Source organism: Terriglobales bacterium, assembly GCA_035457425.1.
Classification (GTDB): domain Bacteria; phylum Acidobacteriota; class Terriglobia; order Terriglobales; family Acidobacteriaceae; genus JACPNR01.
Window position 1 is genome coordinate 1 of sequence record DATIBR010000184.1, and the last position, 19,792, is coordinate 19,792.

24 protein-coding genes and 1 tRNA gene are annotated in these 19,792 nt (G+C 66.2%); 15 read left to right on the forward strand and 10 right to left on the reverse strand.

The window, feature by feature from the left end; genetic code table 11:
- The coding region (locus VLA96_14345; GenBank protein HSE50383.1) for a hypothetical protein at positions 1-388 on the forward strand (388 nt) is incomplete at its 5' end.
- On the opposite strand, the gene VLA96_14350 is transcribed toward VLA96_14345, so the two are convergent.
- Positions 385-954, reverse strand: coding sequence for an NUDIX domain-containing protein (locus VLA96_14350; GenBank protein HSE50384.1), 570 nt, complete (start codon positions 952-954; stop codon positions 385-387). The genes VLA96_14345 and VLA96_14350 overlap by 4 nt on opposite strands.
- A 206-nt stretch (positions 955-1,160) precedes the next feature.
- Between VLA96_14350 and VLA96_14355 the strand changes: the two genes are divergently transcribed.
- On the forward strand, positions 1,161-2,069 hold the full coding sequence (locus tag VLA96_14355) for a patatin-like phospholipase family protein (protein HSE50385.1): 909 nt from the start codon (positions 1,161-1,163) through the stop codon (positions 2,067-2,069).
- Between the two features lie 127 nt (positions 2,070-2,196).
- Here the strand turns inward: VLA96_14355 and VLA96_14360 are convergent, their stop codons facing one another.
- The 5 genes from VLA96_14360 to VLA96_14380 form a co-directional block, all read right to left on the reverse strand.
- A complete protein-coding gene (locus VLA96_14360) occupies positions 2,197-3,501 on the reverse strand; it encodes a citrate synthase (protein HSE50386.1) in 1,305 nt (434 codons plus the stop codon).
- Between the two features lie 202 nt (positions 3,502-3,703).
- A complete protein-coding gene (locus VLA96_14365; protein HSE50387.1) occupies positions 3,704-4,591 on the reverse strand; it encodes a hypothetical protein in 888 nt (295 codons plus the stop codon).
- A gap of 51 nt (positions 4,592-4,642) precedes the next feature.
- Positions 4,643-4,951 carry a PilZ domain-containing protein gene (locus VLA96_14370; protein HSE50388.1) on the reverse strand — a complete coding sequence of 103 codons (309 nt, stop codon included), beginning with the start codon at positions 4,949-4,951 and terminating at the stop codon, positions 4,643-4,645.
- A 364-nt stretch (positions 4,952-5,315) separates the two neighbouring features.
- Complete coding sequence (locus VLA96_14375; protein ID HSE50389.1) at positions 5,316-5,975, reverse strand: response regulator transcription factor; 660 nt, start codon at positions 5,973-5,975, stop codon at positions 5,316-5,318.
- Positions 5,972-7,177 (reverse strand): sensor histidine kinase, encoded by a 1,206-nt coding sequence (locus VLA96_14380; protein HSE50390.1) that lies wholly within the window; start codon positions 7,175-7,177, stop codon positions 5,972-5,974. The genes VLA96_14375 and VLA96_14380 overlap by 4 nt, the downstream gene beginning before the upstream one ends.
- A gap of 238 nt (positions 7,178-7,415) precedes the next feature.
- On the opposite strand from VLA96_14380, the gene VLA96_14385 reads away from it, so the two are divergent.
- The 8 genes from VLA96_14385 to VLA96_14420 all read left to right on the forward strand — a co-directional run bounded on the left by VLA96_14385 (position 7,416) and on the right by VLA96_14420 (position 11,948).
- Positions 7,416-8,033, forward strand: coding sequence for a GAF domain-containing protein (locus VLA96_14385; GenBank protein ID HSE50391.1), 618 nt, complete (start codon positions 7,416-7,418; stop codon positions 8,031-8,033).
- Positions 8,033-8,869, forward strand: a complete 837-nt coding sequence (locus tag VLA96_14390; GenBank protein HSE50392.1) for a transketolase — start codon at positions 8,033-8,035, stop codon at positions 8,867-8,869. Before VLA96_14385 ends, VLA96_14390 begins: the two co-directional genes overlap by 1 nt.
- An 11-nt stretch (positions 8,870-8,880) precedes the next feature.
- Positions 8,881-9,861 carry a transketolase C-terminal domain-containing protein gene (locus VLA96_14395; protein HSE50393.1) on the forward strand — a complete coding sequence of 327 codons (981 nt, stop codon included), beginning with the start codon at positions 8,881-8,883 and terminating at the stop codon, positions 9,859-9,861.
- Between the two features lie 107 nt (positions 9,862-9,968).
- Entirely contained in the window at positions 9,969-10,442 is a 474-nt protein-coding gene (locus tag VLA96_14400) for a hypothetical protein (GenBank protein ID HSE50394.1), read from the forward strand.
- A 57-nt stretch (positions 10,443-10,499) separates the two neighbouring features.
- A tRNA-Glu gene (locus VLA96_14405) sits at positions 10,500-10,574 on the forward strand.
- Between the two features lie 117 nt (positions 10,575-10,691).
- Positions 10,692-10,991, forward strand: coding sequence for a hypothetical protein (locus VLA96_14410; GenBank protein ID HSE50395.1), 300 nt, complete (start codon positions 10,692-10,694; stop codon positions 10,989-10,991).
- 143 nt (positions 10,992-11,134) lie between these two features.
- A complete protein-coding gene (locus VLA96_14415; GenBank protein ID HSE50396.1) occupies positions 11,135-11,488 on the forward strand; it encodes a PilZ domain-containing protein in 354 nt (117 codons plus the stop codon).
- Between the two features lie 73 nt (positions 11,489-11,561).
- A complete protein-coding gene (locus VLA96_14420) occupies positions 11,562-11,948 on the forward strand; it encodes a hypothetical protein (GenBank protein ID HSE50397.1) in 387 nt (128 codons plus the stop codon).
- On the opposite strand, the gene VLA96_14425 is transcribed toward VLA96_14420, so the two are convergent.
- The gene (locus tag VLA96_14425; protein ID HSE50398.1) at positions 11,949-13,028 is read right to left on the reverse strand and encodes a metallophosphoesterase; all 1,080 of its coding nucleotides are present in this window, start codon (positions 13,026-13,028) and stop codon (positions 11,949-11,951) included.
- Between the two features lie 58 nt (positions 13,029-13,086).
- Between VLA96_14425 and VLA96_14430 the strand changes: the two genes are divergently transcribed.
- Both VLA96_14430 and VLA96_14435 read left to right on the forward strand, forming a co-directional pair.
- A complete protein-coding gene (locus VLA96_14430; protein HSE50399.1) occupies positions 13,087-13,806 on the forward strand; it encodes a M15 family metallopeptidase in 720 nt (239 codons plus the stop codon).
- Between the two features lie 68 nt (positions 13,807-13,874).
- Complete coding sequence (locus VLA96_14435; GenBank protein ID HSE50400.1) at positions 13,875-14,051, forward strand: hypothetical protein; 177 nt, start codon at positions 13,875-13,877, stop codon at positions 14,049-14,051.
- A gap of 61 nt (positions 14,052-14,112) precedes the next feature.
- Here VLA96_14435 and VLA96_14440 read toward each other — a convergent pair whose 3' ends face one another.
- A complete protein-coding gene (locus VLA96_14440) occupies positions 14,113-15,912 on the reverse strand; it encodes a DUF885 domain-containing protein (GenBank protein ID HSE50401.1) in 1,800 nt (599 codons plus the stop codon).
- 95 nt (positions 15,913-16,007) lie between these two features.
- Positions 16,008-16,220: a hypothetical protein gene (locus tag VLA96_14445; protein ID HSE50402.1), complete on the reverse strand. Its 213-nt coding sequence runs from the start codon at positions 16,218-16,220 to the stop codon at positions 16,008-16,010.
- 102 nt (positions 16,221-16,322) lie between these two features.
- On the opposite strand from VLA96_14445, the gene VLA96_14450 reads away from it, so the two are divergent.
- The 3 genes from VLA96_14450 to VLA96_14460 are packed head-to-tail and all read left to right on the forward strand — an operon-like array spanning position 16,323 to position 19,245.
- On the forward strand, positions 16,323-17,051 hold the full coding sequence (locus tag VLA96_14450; protein ID HSE50403.1) for an ABC transporter ATP-binding protein: 729 nt from the start codon (positions 16,323-16,325) through the stop codon (positions 17,049-17,051).
- A complete protein-coding gene (locus tag VLA96_14455) occupies positions 17,048-18,373 on the forward strand; it encodes an ABC transporter permease (protein ID HSE50404.1) in 1,326 nt (441 codons plus the stop codon). The genes VLA96_14450 and VLA96_14455 overlap by 4 nt, the downstream gene beginning before the upstream one ends.
- Entirely contained in the window at positions 18,370-19,245 is an 876-nt protein-coding gene (locus VLA96_14460; GenBank protein ID HSE50405.1) for an alpha/beta hydrolase family protein, read from the forward strand. Before VLA96_14455 ends, VLA96_14460 begins: the two co-directional genes overlap by 4 nt.
- 4 nt (positions 19,246-19,249) lie before the next feature.
- On the opposite strand, the gene VLA96_14465 is transcribed toward VLA96_14460, so the two are convergent.
- Entirely contained in the window at positions 19,250-19,678 is a 429-nt protein-coding gene (locus tag VLA96_14465; GenBank protein ID HSE50406.1) for a hypothetical protein, read from the reverse strand.
- Between the last annotated feature and the right edge of the window lie 114 nt (positions 19,679-19,792).

Consider the following 19,792-nt stretch of genomic DNA (forward strand, 5'->3'; position numbering starts at 1 on the left):
GAAGCGCAACAACCTGAAGCCGATGGCGCGGATCGTGGGCTGGACGCAAGCTGGAGTGGAGCCGCGCATCATGGGCATCGGTCCAGTGCCGGCCATCGCCAAGCTGGAGAAGAAGAGCGGGCTCAAGCTCGCCGACTTCGACGTCGTGGAGCTGAACGAAGCGTTCGCCGCGCAGGTGCTCGCCTGCGACCGCGAGCTGCACTTCGACCGCGCGAAGCTCAACGTGAACGGCGGCGGCATCGCGCTCGGTCATCCTATCGGCTGCACCGGCGCGCGCATCGCGGTGACGCTCGTCCACGAGATGAAGCGGCGCGGCGCGAAGCGCGGCCTGGCGACGCTGTGTGTGTCCGGTGGACTGGGAATGACGCTCGCTTTAGAGCAGGCCTAGATCTTGTCGCTGTGCGCGGCGAGCCACTCCGCCGCTTTCTTCACCATGTCCTTCTCGCCCTTGTAGGCGAGCATGCGCTCGGCGTCGGCGAGTGGGAGCCAGCGGGCGCCGCGGACCTCGTGCTTCATCTCTTCCGAGATGTTGCCGATCTCGCCGCCCAGGTAGCGCAGCAGGTAGAAGCTGACGACCTTGAAGATGCGGGCGCCGTCGGACCACTTGCGCACGTAGACGTACTTGATGTCGCCCAGCTTGGCGACGACCTCGCAGTCCAGGCCGGCTTCCTCGCAAACCTCGCGGCAGGCGGTCTCATCCGGCTTCTCGCCCTCGTCCACCCAGCCCTTGGGAAGGGCGAGCACGGTCTTGTTCTTGTCGCCGGAATCCTCGCGGCGGGGCTCGATGACGGCGAGCTCCCACTCCCCGGTCTTCGAGGCGCTGCCGACGCGCCGGACGACCACGCCGCCGGCGGAGAACTCGCGCTCCATCTTCCCCTTGGAGCCGCTGGAGGGCGTCGCCTTGGCGGTGGGTGCTGTAGCCTTGGAAGCAGTCTTGGACGAGCGGCGCGGCATGGGCGGCGTAACCGTAGCATAGATGCGCGACGGCGGAAGGCCGCCGCTCCGGCCGGCTGAAGCCGGCGCTCCGGCTGCACAATTTGTGCGGCACCCACGCCACCTGCGGGCGGGCGGCGGCGTCTAAGGATTGAGCGCTTCCGGTGAACGAGCCGGGAGCGTCGGGGGACGCGGGCCTGGGTACACTCGGCAAAATCCGTCGCTCGGTGAAAGCCTTCACCGACGAGTTGACGCGTCCTCTCGGCCCCGGCAAACCTGCTGAGGAAGCCCCCCACGCCGTCCCCAAGCTCGGAATCGCGCTGGGCGGCGGCTTCGCGCGCGGCCTGGTGCACGTCGGCGTCCTCAAAGTCCTCGAAGAAGAGAAGATCCCCATCACGTTCCTGGCGGGGACCAGTGTGGGCGCGGTCATCGGCGCGGCGTACTGCTCCGGCGTCGGCGCGAAGGAACTGGAAGAGATCGCGCACCTGGTGCGCTTCTCGAGCTTCGCGCGCTGGACGCTCTCGCGCTACGGCCTGGCCACCAACGACCGCATGACCGGCTTCCTGGAGAAGCTGGTCAAGGCGAAGACCTTCGAAGAGCTGAAGATCCCATTCGCCATCTCGGCGACCGATTTCGTGACCGGCGAGCCGGTGGTATTCAAGTCGGGGCCGCTCATCGATCCCATCCGCGCGAGCTGCGCCTACCCGGGCATGTTCCTGCCGGTGAACGTGAACGGCCGGCTGATGGTCGACGGGCTGCTGGCGCACAGCGTGCCGGCGCAGCCGCTGCGCGAGATGGGGGCCGACCGCGTGCTGGCCATCTACCTGAGCGCGCACTGGGTGCAGAAGGCGCCGCGGCATATCTTCGACGTCATCGGGCAGTGCTTCTCCATCGCGGAATCCAAGATGTGCCAGCTCTGGAAGGTGCACGCCGACCTGGTGCTGGAGCCCGACTGCAACGGCTGCACCTACGACGGGTTCGAGCGCGCCAAGGAGCTGATCCGCGCCGGCGAACAGGCCGCGCGCGCGGTGATGCCGCAGATCCGCGGGTGGTTCGAGCAGCCCCAGACGCAGGTCGTGACCTCGCCCGCCAAGGGCGGCGGGGCGCCGAGCACGGCGCCCGCGCTGGCAAAGTAGTCCACAGTCCACGGTCCACAGTCCACAGAAGCCGCACGGGTGATCGCGCGGCTTGTGCCGAGGCGTCCGATCCATGAAAAGGGCGGCCCCGAGCGGGGCCGCCTTTTCTGTGGACCGTGGACTACTTCTAGCAACCGCCGGAGTGGACGAGCGCGCGGCGTTCCGCCGGGACGTCGCGCTTCTTCGCCCCGGTGTAGATCTGCCGCGGACGCGCGATCTTCTGCTCGCCATCCATCAGCATCTCCTGCCACTGCGCCAGCCAGCCCGCCATGCGCGGAATGGCGAACAGCACCGTGAACATCTCCGGCCGGAAGCCCATGGCCTGGTAGATGATGCCGGAGTAGAAATCCACGTTGGGATAGAGCTTGCGCTTGATGAAGTACTCGTCCTCGAGCGCGATGCGTTCGAGCTCGATGGCGATCTCCAGCTTCGGGTTTTTGCCGGTGACGGCGAAGACCTCGCCGGCGATCTGCTTGATGATGCGGGCGCGCGGGTCGTAGTTCTTGTAGACGCGGTGCCCGAATCCCATCAGCTTGCCGTGGCCCTCCTTCACGCTCTTGATGTAGGCGGGGATGCGGTCCTTGCTGCCGATCTCGTCGAGCATGCGCAGGACTTCCTCGTTGGCGCCGCCGTGCAGCGGGCCCGCGAGCGCCGCCGCCGCGCCCGCGGCCGCCAGGTACGGATCGGCGTGCGAGCTGCCGATGGAGCGCATGGCGTTAGCCGAGCAGTTCTGCTCGTGGTCGGCGTGCAGGATGAAGAGCACGTCGAGCGCGCGCGCGAGCACCGGATTGGCCAGGTACTTCGGCTCCACCATCTTCCACAGCATGTTCATGAAGTTGGCGGTGTAGCCGAGGTCGTTGTCGGGATAGACGAAGGGGTATCCCAGGCTGTGGCGATACGCCGCCGCGGCCAGCGTGGGGACCTTGGCGATGAGGCGCGTGATCTGGTGCCTGCGATTCTCCGGGTCTTCGATGTGGCGCGCTTCCTGGTACACGGTGGAGAGAAAGGCCAGCGAACTGACCAGGATGCCCATGGGGTGCGCGTCGTAGCGGAAGCGTCCGATGAAGTCTCGCGTGGACTCATGGATCATGGTGTGGTGGGTGATGGCGCCGACCCACTCCTCGCGCTGCGAATCGTCCGGCAACTCGCCGTGGAGCAGCAGGTAGGCGACCTCGAGGAAGCTGCAGCGCTCGGCGAGTTGCTCGATGGGATAGCCGCGGTACAGCAGGATGCCCTTGTCGCCGTCGATGAAGGTGATAGCGCTCCGGCACGACGCGGTGTTCATGAAGGCGGGATCGTAGGTGAGCAGGCCGAAGTCGTCGTCGCTCGTCTTGATCTGCCGCAGGTCCATCGCGCGGATGGTGCCGTCAGTCACCGGAAGGTCGTAGGACTTGCCGGTGCGTTGGTCGGTGAGAGTGACCTTTTGGTCCATAGAAATGCCTCCCGGGCAGGAGGCGGCGAGGCCGCGCTGCCGCGGCAAATGAAGTGGGGGAGAAGCCTGGCCGCATTCTAGGCCGCCTCGCGACAACCGGTCGTGACCGCCGTCACGGGAAGCGGTGATTCCCGGCGCGGCTGGGAGCGAGGTGAAAGAAACAGGGCGGCCGAAGCCGCCCTGCGAGGGATTACGAGCCCAACTACTGGCAGTGGCCGGGGCCGGTCAGACCGTTGTTGAAATCGTCCAGCGCGCTGGTGAGGGCGGAAGTGGACGCCGCCGACATGGAGGAGGTTCCCACGGGCGGGACGACTGCGTTGCCGATGAGGGCATCGGCGGCCGCGATGGTCGAAGCGATCGAAGTGCCATCCGCACCGCTGGCGATATTGAGCTTCGCCGCGATCAACTGGTGGGCGAGCGAGACGAGGCCGTTGCCCTGAGCCGGCTTGTCGAAGATGGCCTGCAACTCAAGGTCGGTGTAACTCACATTGCCCAGCGTCAGCGAGGCCACCGGCCAGACGTCGGTGTTGTTGCCGGTCGGGATGGGGCCATGGGTCTTCCAGTAGCCCTGGGTGTAGGTGCAGCCACCGGTGGGCTCGCACGGGCTGGTCGAGACGGTGATGGTCGCGCTGAAGTCGCTGCGCTGACGGGTGTTGTCGGCGTGCGAAAAGGCGCGGAAGACGTAGGTGGTGCCGCACGCCAGCGGCTGGGCGCAATTGGTGGAGCCGCCGTTGTCGAAGAGGAAGTCGCCGACCTCGACCTGAATGCTTGTTCCGGCAGCAAGGTTGTAGGCGTAGCCACTCGCGTTGCCAGAGAACGACGCCTTGCAGAGTCCGAACGCGGTGTCAGAGTTCGCGGGCCAGGCGCCGCCGTAGAGGCCATTGAAGTCGTCCAGCGTCATCCACTGGAGCGAGAAGCCGGCAGGAGCGCCGGTGGGCGAGCCCGCGGCGAACGTGATGAAGATGTTGGTGTCGCCCGCGCCGCCCGAACTGATGGACGGCTTGGACATCTTCGGCTTGGGTGCTGCCGCGAAAGCCGGAAGAGCGGCGATGAGGGCCAGAGCTACGAACGCTACCAGAACCTTGCGCATTTCTTGTTTCTCCTTAACATCGACGAGGTGACGTGCAAAAGTTTGAAACCGTCATGAATCGTGGCCCGAGCCACGGGAAAGCTGGTATTCGAGGAACTGCACTGCCAAGGTGACGCCACGCCCCTCCGCTTCACCCTGCTGTACCGTGCGGACGATGCGACCGAGGGAGACGAACTGCGCGCCCTCTTGATGCATCGCCCTCACCGCCGGGAGTCGCAGGTCGATCTCGAGCGTGCTGCCTGCCGCGTAGGTCCGGTCGCCGTGGAAGAGAAGGCCCGTGCGGCTGATGTTCCGAGTCGCCGAGTCCAGCCACTGCTCCTTACCTACCTCGCGGTACCGCAACGGAAGCCGGATCTCCATCCGTGGAGCCCGGTCCTCTTGGTTCCGCGGGTCTGGCAAACTGCGCTCCCTGGGAGGAGGTGGGGAAGTCAACCGCGAGTCTAGGGATGGATGCGCGGACCAACAATCGAACAGGGGTGGGGTGTGGGGCTAGCGCTTCGTGGCGGGAGCTACCACACTTTCGTGGGGTGTCCGGCCGCCGCGGCGCGGAGGTCGTCACCGAGGAAAGCCGCGCCAGCGCCTCACTCCGTTGCCGCCGCGCGTAGTCTCACGCACGATGCGGGCATGCCCTGCGACGCGGGCGCCGGCCACAGAAGCCGTGCACGGGATCCAGTACAGGGCGGCGGGCGCGGCAATCGCGCCTTCGGTCAGCGCCTGCGCCAGGTCACTCCAGGTCCACCAGCTTGTGGTTAATGGCGAACAGAGCCAATTCCAGCCGGTTGGAGACGCCGACCTTGTCGAAGACGTTGGTGAGGTGGTGCTTGACCGTGTCCTCGCTGATCTTGAACTTCTGAGCGATGTCCCTGTTGGTGTAGCCGGCGACGACGGCGGCCACGACGTCGGTCTCGCGCGGCGTCAGGCGGAACTTTGCCCCGGGCGCCGCCGGGTGCGCCTCATTGTCGCGCAGGTACTCCAGCATGTCGGCGACGCTGTCGCGTCCCACCCAGTATTCGCCCTTCATCACGCTGCGGACGGCCTTGATGAGCAACTGGGTGGCGGAGTCCTTCATCACGACCCCACGCGCGCCGAGCCGAAGCGCCTGGACGACCTGGGGCTTTTCGATCGACGCGGTCAGCAGGAGCAGGCGGGTGCCATGCTGGGCGTGGCCGAGTCTCCGGAGGACGTCCAGGCCAGAGCCGCGCGGCATGGCCAGGTCGAGCAAGAGGATGTCGGGCGCGGACTGGCCGACCACGGCGATCGCCTCTTCGCCGTCGGACGCCTCGCCCACCACTTCCATGTCGGGCTCAAGAGCGAGCAGGCGGCGCAGGCCGTCGCGGAAGATGGGGTGGTCGTCGGCGACGGCGATGCGGATGCGGTCGGTCATGCGGTGACTCCCTGGCGACTGCGGTCGAACGTGACCTCGATCCTGGCGCCGCGCGCGCTCGACTGGATCGCCATCCGTCCGCCGATCGCGGCCACGCGCTCCTTGATCATGATGGGTCCCTTGCGGCTGTCCAACAGGTCGTGGTGGTCGAGGCGGCCCTGGAAGGGGAAGCCGCGGCCATCGTCGTCGATGATCAGCCGGAGGCCGCCGTCGTAGGTGCCGAGCCGCACCACGACGTGCGTCGCATGGCTGTGCTTGCGGATGTTGACGAGCGCTTCCTGCACGATGCGCAGGAGCTCGGCGCACAAGCGAGGCGCCAGCGGGTCCTCATCGAGTTCGACCGCGCAATCGACGGCGATGCCGGTCTCGTTCTCGAAGCGGTAGGCCAGGTTGCCGATCTGTTCGTTGAGCTGTTGGGGGTCTGCGGGCGCGGGTTTGAGTTCGTGCATCACCTCACGCAACGTGACCGCTTGCTCGCGGACCACCTCCTGCAGCGCGGCGATCTCGCGCTCCGGGACGCCGCTGTTCGCCAGCCTGCGCAGGACGTCGAGCCGGACCTCGATCGCCAGCAGCGACTGCAGGGGGCCGTCGTGCAAGTCGCGCGCGATGCGGGAGCGTTCCAGGGCCAAGGCCGTCGTGCGCCGTTCCCGCGCCTGCGCCTCGGCCAGGTATCCCATCAAGACCGCGAGGATGAGCGCGTAGGTGGCGCGCATGATGAAACGGTTGACTTCGAATTCACCTACTACGAAAGGCGTGAGGTGGAAGGCGAGCAACGCGGCCTCGGCGCCCAGGATCCCGATCACGGCAGAGACTGTCAGCAGCGTCTCGCGCATGCCCCAGCGATAGGCTGCCGCCAGCAGGGCGAAGACGAAGAACAAGAAGAAAGGGCTATTGGGCCCATCGGTGAACAGGCTGATGGTCGCGGCCCACACGATGTCCACCGTGTGAAAGTATGCGCGAAAGCGCGTCAGGGCCGGCAGGCGCCACGTCAGCAGGAAGAGCGCGATGCTCCAAGCGCTGTAGACCAACAGCAAGCCGTAGGCGAGATGGGCGTAGCGCACCGGCTCGGTGGGATCAAGATAGATAGCCAGGAGCGAGGCGGCCGTCAGTGTCAGCCGTGCCGTGGCGAGCTGCCGCTCCTGCCGCGCGTCGATGGAGGCGGGCGACAAAGGGTCGTGGGCAATGGCAAAGGAACTGCGCAAGAGTTTCCTCGCAGGAGAGCTCGGCCTGGGGGACGCCGATTATGCCCACCTTGCGGCCGGCTGTCACGCGGTTTCGCCGGCTGAGCGGGGAGCGCCGGTTCGGTCCAGGTTTTGCACAAGCGGGGGCAGAAATGCACAGGAAACGCTGCATCCATGCCCGCTTCCGTGATTGCCGTCACTCGCAAACGCCGGTAAACTAAGAGTGTTCCCTAGTAAATCTTTTTTCAGGATCACCAGAGTGAAACGCTATCAGTCTGCGCGCGCGGTGTTGGCGGCGGTCGAGAAGGCGCTGGCCGGATCCAAGCCAGGCGTGCTCGCGACGCCGTTCGAGGACGTCCTCGGGATCCTCTACGAGGGACGCCATTACTTCTGGATCGGGATCTACCTGGTCGTCGGGCGCGAAGTGCGCCGGCAGGCATTCCGCGGCCCGGTGCCGCCGTGTCACACCTTCGCCTTCGGCAAAGGGAACGTGGGGACGACGGGCGAGCGCGGCATCACCAAGGTCATCGCCGACGTCTCGCAAGACCCGACCTACTCGATGTGCTTTCTCGAGACGAAGTCGGAGATCGTGGTGCCGATCAAGATCGCGGGACGCACGCTCGGGGTGATCGACGCCGAGAGCGACCAGCCGAACGCCTTCGGCGCAGAAGACCGCGTGTTGCTGGAGCGCGTCGCGAGGCTGCTGGCGAAGTTCCTGACGTCGAAAGGGAAGTACGTGGTGCGCAAGGCGCGCGAGGCGGACGAGCGCGCCGGCAAGACGAGAGCCGGCGTCCAGAAAGATGAGAAGCACGCGCCGGCGAGCGAGAAGTCGCAGGTGAGCCGCAAGGCCGCCGCCGGGGAGAGCCCGCGCGCATGATGAAGAACGTCGAGTCGGTCGAGGAACTGAAGCAGATCGCGCGCGCCCTGCGCGTGGACATCGTGAAGATGATCGGCTCGGCCGGCTCGGGACATCCCGGCGGCTCGTTGAGCGAAGTGGAAGTGCTGACCGCGCTGTTCTGGCGCGTGCTGCGGCACGATCCCAAGAACCCTGGCTGGCGCGACCGCGACCGCTTCATCCTGTCGAAGGGGCACGGGTGCCCGGCGCTCTACGCCGCGTACGCGCGTGCGGGCTACATCGATCCGAAGCTGCTGAGCACGCTGCGCAAGCTGGGCTCGCCGCTGCAAGGGCATCCCGACAAGCGCATGCTGCCGGTGCTGGAGGCCTCGACCGGCTCGCTCGGACAGGGCGTCTCGATCGGCATCGGTTGCGCGATGGCGGCGAAGCTCGACCAGCTCGACTACCACACCTTCGTGATGCTCGGCGACGGCGAGTCGCAGGAGGGCCAGGTGTGGGAGGCGGCGATGTTCGCGCCCTTCCACAAGCTGAACAACCTGACCGTCATCGTCGACAACAACAAGCAGCAGCTCGACGACTGGACCGATACCATCCTCTCGCTGAAGCCGTTCGCCGAGAAGTGGGAGGCGTTCGGATGGAACGTGGTGGAGATCGACGGACACGACTTCGCCCAGGTCATCCCGGCGCTCGAGAACGCGCGCCACAACAAGACCGAAAAGCCCACCTGCGTCATCGCGAATACGGTGAAGGGCAAGGGCGTGTCGTTCATGGAGAACAACATCAAGTGGCATGGCGTGGCGCCGAAACCGGAAGAGGTCGAGGCCGCGCTAAAAGAACTGGAAGCCCAACCCGTCTAAGAGGAGACCGAGTGGCGACCACAGCGATGAAAGCGACCACCACCAAATTCGAGCTGAAGATGGGGAAGGCGACGCGCGAGGCGTACGGCGAGGCGCTGGCGGAGATCGGGCGCAAGAACCCGAACGTCATCGCCATCGACGCCGACCTGGCGAAGTCCACCTTCTCGGCGACGTTCGGCAAGGAATTTCCCGACCGCTTCTTCACCGTCGGCATCGCGGAAGCGAACATGGTCGGCATCGCGAGCGGCCTGGCGCTGAGCGGGAAGATCCCGTTCGCGTCGTCGTTCGCGGTCTTCCTGGTGGACAAGGGCTACGACCAGATGCGGATGTGCGTGGCGTATCCGCACGTGAACGCGAAATTCGTGGGATCGCACGGCGGCATCTCGATCGGCGAAGACGGGCCGAGCCAGCAGTCGGTCGAAGACCTGGCGCTGGCGTGCGCGCTGCCGGGATTCGTCGTGATCCATCCGGCCGACGAGCATGCGGCGCGGGCGCTGGTGCACCGCATGGCCGAGCACAACGGGCCGTGCTACATGCGCACCGGTCGCGCGAAGGCGCCCATCGTGTACTCGGCGAGCGACAGCTTCGAGATCGGCAAGGCCAAGGTCCACGGCGAGGGCCGCGACTGCGCCATCGTCGCGTGCGGCTTCGAGGTCGGTTACGCCCTGCAGGCGCAGGCGCAGCTCGAAGAAGAGGGCATCCGCGTGCGCGTGGTGGACATGCACACGCTCAAGCCGCTGGACGAAGACGCGGTTGCCAAGGCGGCGCGCGAGTGCGGCGCCCTCGTCACCGCGGAAGAGCACCTGCTCGATGGCGGACTGGGGGCGCGCGTGGCCTCCGCCGCGGCAAAGACCCATCCGGTGCCGATCGAGATGGTCGGGGTGCGCGATACCTACGCGGAATCGGCGACGCCCGAGCAGCTCATGGAGAAGTACGGGCTGACCGCGCCGCACATCGTGAAAGCGGTCCGCGAGGTCCTGAAGCGGAAGTAGCAGATCCTTCCGCCGAGCCCGCGCTCCGCGCGGGCTTTTTTCCTGTGCTGTGACACGGGTCACGGTGGGCGCTCGCCGGCGGAGCTAGTGTCGGTGCGAGGTGCCTTATGGACCTGCTCCACTTTCATCTCGTCCTGAATCACGTGCCGGTCATTGGGATGGGCATCGTGCTCCTGCTGCTCGTGGGTGCACTGCTGCGGCGCAGCGCCGAGCTGATGCGCGCCACGCTGGTGCTCATCGTGGTCCTCGGACTCGCGGCGCTGGGCGCATTCTTCACCGGCGAGCCCGCGGAAGACGGCGTCGAGCATCTTCCGGGGATCTCCAAGGCCACGATCTCCGCGCACGAAGAGGCGGCGGAGCTGGCGCTCGCGGCGATGGAAACGCTGGCGGTGATAGCGCTGCTCGGCTTGCTGATGTGGGCGCGCAGGCCGGCCGTCCCGGGGTGGTTCGTGACCGTCATCGTGCTCGGCGCCATCGTGACCAGCGGCGCGATGGGATACACCGCCAACCTCGGCGGCAAGATCCGGCACACCGAACTGGGCGTCACGAATCCCGCGGCGACCGGGAGCGAGCGCGACTGAGAGCGGCCGATTCCGCGATTTCAGCGGCTTTGCTATAATTTTTTGGTCCCGCCAGGTGGCGCTATCGTCTAGGGGTTAGGACGGAAGATTCTCAATCTTCAAACCCGGGTTCGATTCCCGGTAGCGCTACCAACCTTCCTCCATCACTGTCTCCCCGCGTCCCGTTCCGGGAAGCCGAAGCTCCACGAGGGCCGATTCCGGTTGGAAGCTCGTCCGCCGCCTGCTGCGATAGCAGCAGGAGGTTGCCCCATGCTCGACGCGGAGCGCGAAGTGCGCGCTCTGGCCAACATGTTGGACTTCGGTTGCTTCGTGGTGATCTTCCTGCTGCACGCAGTGGTTCTGCTGTCGCTGGCGTCGGTAGTGCGCGCCGGTTGGCTGGGAGCCACCGGGCTGCTGGTGATGGTGCTGCCGCTGGGCCTGTGGCTGTTCGCCCTGATCACGCTGCGCAAGTACCTGGAGCGGCCGCGACAGCGCTTCCGCTTGCGCTGGCGGTGGGATACCCACGAGCCCAGGCAGGAGCCGGCGCAGGATGGTCCCAAGGCCGCATGAATCGCGACCTCGAGCCAGCATTACCATCGTTATCTTGCGTTTGGCGGCGGCAAGGCGCATTCTTTCCACAGAAACACCAGCAATCTCCCAGGTCAGACCCCCTTCTGGCCAAGCATGTCAGCAGTCAAGGAAGACGTAGGCACATGGATAAGCTCGTCCAGAAGCAGACGACCGCCTCCGACGCGAAGACGAGGCGGTGGGGCCGGTACAAGGTCGAGGTGCGGGTGAAGGTGGTGCTTGCCAACCGCGGCGCGGTGTATGGGCAGGGCTCGGACATCAGCGAGGGCGGCATGGCGCTGTTCATCCCCACGGAACTCGAGGTGGGGCAGACGATCAAGGCGGAGCTGACCCTGCCGTATTGCCGCGAGAAAGTGGGACTGCGCGGGGTGATCCGCAACCGCGCCGGCTTCCGCTACGGCGTGGAGTTCAGCGTGCTCAGCGACCACGAGAAGATCCTCATCCAGAGGGTCTGCCACGCGCTTTCCATGGTGCAATAGGGGCTGTTCCGATTTCCGGACAAGGACAAAGAAAACGAGGGCAGGGCGCCGCGCCTCTGGTAAAAGTTCGCTCATGGACGACGTGAACCGCAGGATCGCGCTGGTCACCGAGGAGCTGCGCAAGCTGGAACAGGACCTGATGTGGACCGCCGTGGACGACGCCGACAGCGAGAAGCTCCGCCTGCTCGACGGCGCCAACAGCACGCGGCTGGTCACCGAGTTCAAGATCGCGGTCGATGGGATGCGGCGCTTCCTGTGGGCCTACATCGAAGCGGCCGACCGCTACCGCGGCGCCGGCATGAACTACGCGTTGCAGACGGCCCGGCTGCAGCGCGCGACCGAGATGCTGCACTCGCTGCACGAAGAGCTGCCCGACGGCGCGCGCGCGGAAGCGCGTGAGCTGCTGGCCAAAGTCGCCGCGCTCGTCCAGGACCATCGCTCGCGGCAGGCGAAGGCCTAGCTACTTCTTCTTCTTGGCCGCCGAGTCGGAGTTCCCGGCAAAGCACCAGTGAACGAATGCCGGCGCGTAGCGCGCCGCCACCTCCGGCGGCACGTCCCCTTCCTTCACCTCGCGATATTCGAGCTCCAGCGCGCCGGAGGCTTCGGCGGTGACGAGCAGGTAGCCGTAGACATCGGTCTTCGAGCCGGAAGGCGCGTCGGGCGGCAGCGCGTAGCGATGCGCTCCGCCGGACCCGACGATGTACCCCGGAAGCACGCCGCCATTCTGCTTCCAGAAGGGCGTGTCGAAGGCGTTGGGCATATAGAAGTGCTGATGGCTGGCGAAGACCGTGACCGGCTTGCCGGTCTTCTGCTTGAACTCGAGCAGCATGCGGTAGACGCGCTCGCCGCTCGTCAGGCCAAGCTCCCAGTCGTCCATGGCGTGGTCCCTGCCGAACGAATGCGGCAGGGCCGCATGCGACCCGACGACCACGGCCTTGACCTCGGGATTCGCCGCGGCGCGCTGCAGCACGCCCTCGAACCACGCCATCTGCGCGGCGTCGAACTGGTCGCGGCTGGCGTTGTCGAGGTAGATCAGGTCGAGGCCGCGCTCGATCCAATGGAAGTACGTCCTCGGTTCGCGCGTCTCCGGCTCTTCGTTCCGGCGCAGCGCCTCGACGGCGGGCTGGTTCACGTAGGGGCGGAAAGCAGCCAGGAAGTCGGCGCGCGTGTTGCCGCCGTACAGTTCGTGGTTGCCGATGCCGAGGAAGACGGGAGTATCGCCCCACGCCCTGAGCTGGTGCTGTTGGAAGTCCTGCCAGGCGGTCTCGCGCTGATACTGCTCGAGCGACGGCGGCTGCCGGTCCTTCGCGTTCAGGATGTCTTCATCGATCTTGCTGCCCCAGCGCAAGTCGCCGAGGTGCCAATAGAAGGCGACGCCTTGCTCGCGCGCGTCGGCGGCGATGGCGGGCATCACGACGTCGCCGCAATTGCGCGAATCTCCGGAGATGGCGAACTTGAACTCCGCGGGAGCAGGCGGGGCCGGCTTCTTCGCCGCGGCCAGCAGCGGGAGGCAGAGCACGAGCGCCAACAGTCGCTTCATCGGTCCTCAAATCCTACCAGCCGGGGGGTACAGTAGTCAGATGCCGCACCTGCCGCGTTTGCCCCTCCTGATCCTGCTGTTCGCCGGGCTGCTCGGCGCGCAGGAGCCCTCCGAGCAGTCGTTTCGCATCATGCCGGTGCGGCCGGTCGCGCAGTTGCGCGCCGAGGCGCTGGCGGCGAAGCCTCCGGTGGAGCAAGGGAAGCGCAAGCCGGAGCTGGTCGAACTGGTGAACCTCGACCCGACGATCAAGCTCGACATCCGCTACGCCAGCGCCAACAACTTCTTGAGCACACCGATGTACACGGAGGCGCGCGCGTTCCTGCAAAAGCCGGCGGCCGCCGCGCTGGTGCGCGCGCATCGCCGACTGAAGAAGCAGGGCTACGGTCTGCTCATCCACGACGGCTACCGGCCGTGGTACGTGACGAAAATGTTCTGGGACGCGACGCCGGCGGACAAGCACGAGTTCGTCGCCGACCCGAGCGAGGGCTCCCGCCACAATCGCGGATGCGCCGTCGACCTGTCGCTCTACGACCTGAAGACCGGGCGCGAGGTCGCCATGCCGAGCGGCTACGACGAGATGAGCGAGCGCTCTTACGCCGACTACCCGGGCGGCACCGCCGAGCAGCGCCGCCTGCGCGACCTGCTGCGCCGCGCCATGGAGCGCGAAGGCTTCCAGGTCTACGAGCAGGAGTGGTGGCACTTCGACTACCAGGACTGGAAGAAGTACCCCATCCTCAACGTTCCCTTCGAAAAGCTTGGCAGCCAGATCGCGAAGTAACGGGAACCCGCAAGCGCCGGGCGGTGTCCGTAGGAATAGCAGCTTCCTACATACTTCCTAGAGGACCCATGACGGCGAAGTTGATGTTGGCCATCTTCCTAACCTCCTACGCGCTCGGCAGCACGGTCTACGAGGCGTTCTCCCGCAACCTGGGCATCGTGGCCATCGCGATCACCATCGCGTGCGCCGTGAGCGGCACGTTCCTGCTGTGGCGGACGGCCGAGGAGCAGCTCCCGAGCGAGTAGCGCTCTGTCAAAAAGCAAAAGGCGCGGCCCGACCGGCCGCGCCTTTGCTCTTGCCTGCGGACTAGCGGCTGGCGTGCGTGGCGCCGGCGGCGTGCTTCTGCTGCTGGATCCAGGCATTGATGCGTTCTTCGAGGACGTCGAGTGGCAGAGCGCCCGCGCCCAGGACCTCATCGTGATAAGCGCGGATGTCGAACTGCGAGCCCAGCTCCTGCCTCGCCTTCTCGCGCAGCGCCGCGATCTTCAGCGCGCCGACCTTGTAGGCCAGCGCCTGGCCGGGCCACGCGATGTAGCGGTCGGTCTCCGACTGGATGTCGGGCTCGTCCTGCGCCGAGTGCGCGTGGAAGTAGTCGACCACCTGCTGGCGCGTCCAGTGCTTGTAGTGGACGCCTGAGTCCACGACCAGCCGGATGGCGCGCAGCATCTCGTCCTGCAGGCGGCCGTAGTCCGAATAGGGATTCTGGTAGAAGCCGACTTCCTTGCCAAGCTTCTCGGAGTAGAGCGCCCAGCCCTCGACGTAGGCGGTGTAGCCGGCTTGCTGCCGGAACGGCGGGAGCGTCGGGAGCTCCTGCGCGATCGAGATCTGCATGTGGTGACCCGGCACGCCTTCGTGGTACGCCGTGGACTCGAAGCTGATGATCTTGCGGTCCTGGTAGTCGCCGGTGTTCACCATGATGTGGCCGGGACGCGAGCCGTCGGGCGTGCCCTGGTTATAGGAGGCGCCGGAAGCTTCCTTCTCGCGGAACTGCTCGACCGGCATCACCTCGACCTTCGCCTTCGGCATGCGGCCGAACAGTTGCGGCAGCTTGGCGTTCATCTGGTCGATGTAGCGGCGGTAGTAGTTCAGGATGTCCTCGCGCGACGTGGGCCGCAGCTTCGGGTCCTTCTCGATCGCAGCGTTGAAGCTCTTCAGGTCGGTGTAGCCCTGTTTCTTCGCGATCTCGAGCATCTCGCCCTCGATGCGCGCCACTTCCCGCAAGCCGAGCTGGTGGACTTCCTCGGGCGACATGCCGGTAGTGGTCATGTCCTTGATGCGGGCGCGGTAGCGCGCGTCGCCGTCGGGCAGCGACCAGATGCCTTCATTCGCTCGCCCGGCTGGGGCGTACTGCTCCTTCACGAACTGGTCGAACTTGGCGTACGTGGGCATCACCGCGTCCTGGATCGCGGCGAGCACGGCGGCGGAGAGCCGCTGCTTGTCGGCGTCGGAGAAAGATGCCGGGAACTTCTTCAGCGGCATGGCGAAGGGCGTGTCTTCCGGCTTCTGGCTGGTGATGCGCTCCACCTGCGCCGGGATCTTCTCGAGCAGGTACTTCGGAGGCATCAGCTTGTCGCGCATGCCGTTGCGCATCTGGACCATCGTCTCGTCGAAGGCGCGCGGGAACTGCTTCAGGCGCGCGATGTAGTCCTCGTAATCCTTCACGGTGTCGAAGGGCAGCAGCTGCACGAGTTGCGGCGCGTCCAGATGGATGCCGAAGAACTGGTTGACCGGCATCTCCCAGTTCTTGAAGTGCGCGTTGTCGAGCTGGCGCGAGAGGTCGCGGACCATCAGGCGCTTGTTCAGCTGCTCCTGCTCGGGGAAGCCTTCGGTGTCGACGGAGTTGAACTTGTCGAGGAAGACCCTGGTCTGGCGCAGGTCTTCGTCGATGGCCTTCTGGGAGAAGTCGCTCAGCTTGTCGTTGTATCGCTTGTCGCCCAGGATGGACGCGAACTCGGGGTTCGTGCGCAGCACGTATTCCCACTGCTCCTTGAGCAGCGCGTCGAGCTTCTTGCGGTTGGCGTCGACTTGTTCCTTGGTGTGCGGTTGCGCCACCAGCAGCGGCGCGCAGAAGGTCAGGGCGAGCAGAAAGACACACAGGTTTCGCATGCAGTCCTCGAGCATTTAGACGGAGCTCCCCAGGGTTGGTTAGACAGCAGGAGTCCTTAGAAGGGTACTACGGGCGAGGAGGCGGGAAGGTTCCGCTAGGCGGCAGCGGCGGGCGAGGCGTGGTCGCCCAGGCGGAACTCCGAGCCGCAGAGGGCACACTGGATCTCCCACGAGTGCCCGGAGACGCCGCGGCGCTTCTTGGCGTCGGGCAGGTGGTCGAGCAGGTTGTAGGTGAAGCAGTTGGGGCACTGCGCGCCGCGCGCGTGCGGCAGCGGCGAGACGAGAAATGGGCGCATCGGGGCCGACATATCTAGAAAGATGCGCGTCGCCCGCGCCAAGTTCGCCGGAACGCGGAGCCGCTCGGGAAACTTTGTGGCCGTTCCCAACGTAGTAACATCAGTAAATACGACATGCCTCAGCTCCTAGACAGCCCAGCCGTCGCCGTCCGCAATGTCTCCCGGCACTACCCAATGGGCCAAACGGTGGTGCGCGCGCTCGAGAACGTCAGCCTGGAGGTCGGCGCGGGCGAGTTCGTCGCGCTGCTCGGCAGCTCGGGCTCGGGGAAATCGACCCTTCTGAACCTGATCGGCGGGCTGGACCGCCCGAGCTCCGGCTCGATCACCGTGATGGCGCGGGACCTCGCCCGGCTGAGCTCGAAAGAGCTGGCCGCGTACCGGCGGAACACCGTCGGGATGATCTTCCAGTCGTTCAACCTCGTGCCTTCGATGACGCTGGCGGAGAACGTGGAGCTGCCGATGCGGTTCGCCGAGGTCGAGCGGAAGCGGCGGGGCGAGCTGGTGCGCCAGGCGCTGGAGCGCGTGGGGCTGGCCGACCGCGCGACGCACCGCCCGAGCGAGCTTTCCGGAGGCGAGCAGCAGCGCGGCTCCATCGCGCGCGCGCTGGTGAACCGGCCGGCGTTATTGCTGGCGGACGAGCCGACCGGCAATCTCGACAGCCACACCGGCGCCGAGATCATGAACCTGGTGCAAGGGCTGAACCGCGACGGCATGACCGTCGTCCTCGTCACGCATGAGCGCGCGCTCGCCGACCGCTACGCGAGCCGCCAGATATTCCTCTCCGACGGCCGGCTTTCGGCGCATCCGGTGGCCGCGGCCGAGGCCGAGGAGGTGGCGCCATGATGGCTTACGACATGCTCGAGCTGGCGGGGCGCAACCTGAAGGAATCGAAGCTGCGCAATCTGCTGACGACCGCGGGCATCGCGGTGGGCGTGGCCTCGCTGGTGGCGCTGCTCTCGCTCGGCATCGGGCTGCAGGCGTGGGCGAACCGCAACCTGAACCGCTCCGGCATCTTCGAGACGGTCGCGGTGTTCTCCAAGCGCGACTTCATGAGCTTCGACAGCGACGAGCGGCGTCAGGAGAAGACCAAGTCCAACGAGAATGCGCGGGCGCTCGACGGCGCCGCGCGCGCCGCGATCTCGAAGCTGCCCAACGTGGTCGAAGTCTATCCCGAGATGCGCTTCCAGACAGAAGCCGTGTTCGACGGGCGCTCGCAGTTCTCCACCGTCGCGGGCCTGCCGATGTCCGCCAAGGAGAGCGACGCGTTCGACGACGCGCAGGGCAAGTTCTTTTCCGGACCGGAAGCGGATGAGGCGGTGCTGCAGGAGGATTTCGCGAAGCGCATCTCGCCCAACGGCTCGCCCCTCGGGAAGCAGCTCACGCTGCGTTATGCCGAGCGCAGCGCGCTCGACGACGGCGCGCAGGAGCAGGGCTTCTCCGTACTGCGCCGCGAGCGGACCTTCACCATCGTCGGCATCGTGAAGCAGGAACCCTACGGCGGCTGGCGGAACTTCGCGCGCGGCCGCATCTTCATCCCGGTGAACATCGCGGAGAAGATGAATGTGCTGCAGCCTTCCACGCTGCGCGACGCGGTCTCGAGCGGCGGCAAGCCGAGCTACATCAGCCTGCTGGTGCGGGTGAAGAATCCGAAGGACGCGCAGGCGGTGCAGGAGGCGATCAAGAAGATGGGCTTCACCACCTGGTCGGCGCTGGACGCCAGCAAAGGCATGCGGCGGTTCTTCCTCGCGCTCGACCTGTTCCTGATCATCTTCGGCTCGCTCGGGGTGGCGGTGGCGTCGCTCGGCATCATCAACACGCTGGTGATGGCGATCCTGGAGCGGCGGCGCGAGATCGGCATCATGAAAGCCATCGGCGCCAGCGACGCCGACGTGCAGAGCCTGTTCTTCGCCGAGGCGGCCGCCATGGGCATGGCCGGCGGCGCGCTCGGCGTGGTGCTCGGCTGGGCCATCGGGCGCGTGATCAACCTCGGCACCAACTGGTGGTTCGCGCGCCAGGAACTGCCGCCGGAAAACTTCTGGCTGGTGCCGTGGTGGCTGGTGGCCGCCGCCATCTTCATGGCGGTGCTGGTGAGCCTGATCTCCGGGCTGTATCCCGCGGCGCGCGCGGCGAAACTCGATCCCGTGCAGGCGCTGCGCTACGAATGATCCCTCGGCTCCAGAGAATCGCGCTCGCGCTCGCGCTATTCTGCGCCGCGATTCCGGCCTTCGCGGCGACGCGCGCCGAGTGCGCCAGCGTCAAGAGCAAGTTCCTGCGGCAGACCGTTCGCTACTGCGTCCTGCTTCCGGCGAGCTACGACACCGACAAGCAGCGCCGGTATCCCATCCTCTATTACCTGCATGGGCTGTTCGACAACGAGCAGTCGGCGCTCCAGAACGGCGTTTGGAACATGATCGAGAACCTGCAGCAGCGCGGGCAGGTGAGCGAGTTCATCACTGTGACGCCGAACGGCGGCGCGACCTTCTATGTGGACGCGCGTGATGGCCGGCAGCCTTACGAGCAATTCTTCATCCGCGAGTTCCTGCCGGCGGTCGAAAAGAAGTACCGCGTGCAGGCGGGCCGCGGGTCACGGGGCATCACCGGGATCTCGATGGGCGGCTACGGCGCGCTGCGTCTGGCGTTCAAGTATCCGCAGCTGTTCGGCTCGGCCAGCGGGCACAGCTCCGCGATCTTTCTCAAGCTGCCGCCGAACATCCGCGAGCTGACGGGAGCGCGCAACGACGTGCTCGCGCCCATCTACGGCTCGCCCTATGACGAGAAGTTCTACGACCGCAACAGCCCGCTCGCCCTCGCGCGCGCGAATGCCGCGCGCATCCGCGGCATGAAGATCTATTTCGATTGCGGCACGGAAGATGGCTACGGCTTCTTCGCCGGCACGCGCGCGCTCGACCAGGAGCTGACCAGGCTCAAGGTGCCGCACGAGGCGCACCTCTATCCCGGCGCGCACGACTGGACGTACTTCGCCGAGCACCTGCCGGCCTCGCTCAAGTTCCATTCCAAGGCTTTCGGCGGCCGATAGCTCGCTACTTCTTCTTCAGCCAGACGTCGCGCAGATAAAGCGACGCCTTCATCCAGCCCTCGTTCACGCGCTCCACCGGCAGCTGCAGGATGGCGGCGGTGTCGTTGGCGGAGATATCGAGCGTGGTGCGCAGGATGAAGACCGCGCGGTCGGTGGGCGCGAGCAGCGGCAGCAGGTCTTCGAGTTCGTCGGTGTCGGGGAAGCGCGGCTCGGGCGTGTCCAGCTTGAGCGATTCGGAGACGGCGTTGCGGAAGAGCTTGCGCGGCAGCTTGTCGGTGGTGAGCGGTTCGTGCTCGCGCACGTACTGCACGAAGGCCTCCTGCGTGGCCAGCTCGGCCGGCTCCTCGGCGCCCAGGAACATGCGGCAGAAGCCGTACACCGAAGTGTTCCAGCGCTGGTAGAACTCGTGGAAGTCCTGTTCGTCGACGGCCATGCGAGCCGGTGATTATTGCAGAAAGGTGAGTTGCCGTGGGGGGATCGCGCCGCCGCCATCGATTTCCGTTATCGGCTCGATAAAAAGTTTGGATTGGGTTTCCACTGGTCACCT

Coding starts and splice junctions, on each gene's coding strand:
- VLA96_14350 (HSE50384.1), bottom strand. CDS start 954: ATGCCGCGCCGCTCGTCCAAGACTGCTTCCAAGGCTACAGCACCCACC.
- VLA96_14360 (HSE50386.1), bottom strand. CDS start 3,501: ATGGACCAAAAGGTCACTCTCACCGACCAACGCACCGGCAAGTCCTAC.
- VLA96_14365 (HSE50387.1), bottom strand. CDS start 4,591: ATGCGCAAGGTTCTGGTAGCGTTCGTAGCTCTGGCCCTCATCGCCGCT.
- VLA96_14370 (HSE50388.1), bottom strand. CDS start 4,951: ATGGAGATCCGGCTTCCGTTGCGGTACCGCGAGGTAGGTAAGGAGCAG.
- VLA96_14375 (HSE50389.1), bottom strand. CDS start 5,975: ATGACCGACCGCATCCGCATCGCCGTCGCCGACGACCACCCCATCTTC.
- VLA96_14390 (HSE50392.1), top strand. CDS start 8,033: ATGAAGAACGTCGAGTCGGTCGAGGAACTGAAGCAGATCGCGCGCGCC.
- VLA96_14400 (HSE50394.1), top strand. CDS start 9,969: ATGGACCTGCTCCACTTTCATCTCGTCCTGAATCACGTGCCGGTCATT.
- VLA96_14410 (HSE50395.1), top strand. CDS start 10,692: ATGCTCGACGCGGAGCGCGAAGTGCGCGCTCTGGCCAACATGTTGGAC.
- VLA96_14415 (HSE50396.1), top strand. CDS start 11,135: ATGGATAAGCTCGTCCAGAAGCAGACGACCGCCTCCGACGCGAAGACG.
- VLA96_14420 (HSE50397.1), top strand. CDS start 11,562: ATGGACGACGTGAACCGCAGGATCGCGCTGGTCACCGAGGAGCTGCGC.
- VLA96_14425 (HSE50398.1), bottom strand. CDS start 13,028: ATGAAGCGACTGTTGGCGCTCGTGCTCTGCCTCCCGCTGCTGGCCGCG.
- VLA96_14435 (HSE50400.1), top strand. CDS start 13,875: ATGACGGCGAAGTTGATGTTGGCCATCTTCCTAACCTCCTACGCGCTC.
- VLA96_14440 (HSE50401.1), bottom strand. CDS start 15,912: ATGCGAAACCTGTGTGTCTTTCTGCTCGCCCTGACCTTCTGCGCGCCG.
- VLA96_14445 (HSE50402.1), bottom strand. CDS start 16,220: ATGTCGGCCCCGATGCGCCCATTTCTCGTCTCGCCGCTGCCGCACGCG.
- VLA96_14450 (HSE50403.1), top strand. CDS start 16,323: ATGCCTCAGCTCCTAGACAGCCCAGCCGTCGCCGTCCGCAATGTCTCC.
- VLA96_14455 (HSE50404.1), top strand. CDS start 17,048: ATGATGGCTTACGACATGCTCGAGCTGGCGGGGCGCAACCTGAAGGAA.
- VLA96_14460 (HSE50405.1), top strand. CDS start 18,370: ATGATCCCTCGGCTCCAGAGAATCGCGCTCGCGCTCGCGCTATTCTGC.
- VLA96_14465 (HSE50406.1), bottom strand. CDS start 19,678: ATGGCCGTCGACGAACAGGACTTCCACGAGTTCTACCAGCGCTGGAAC.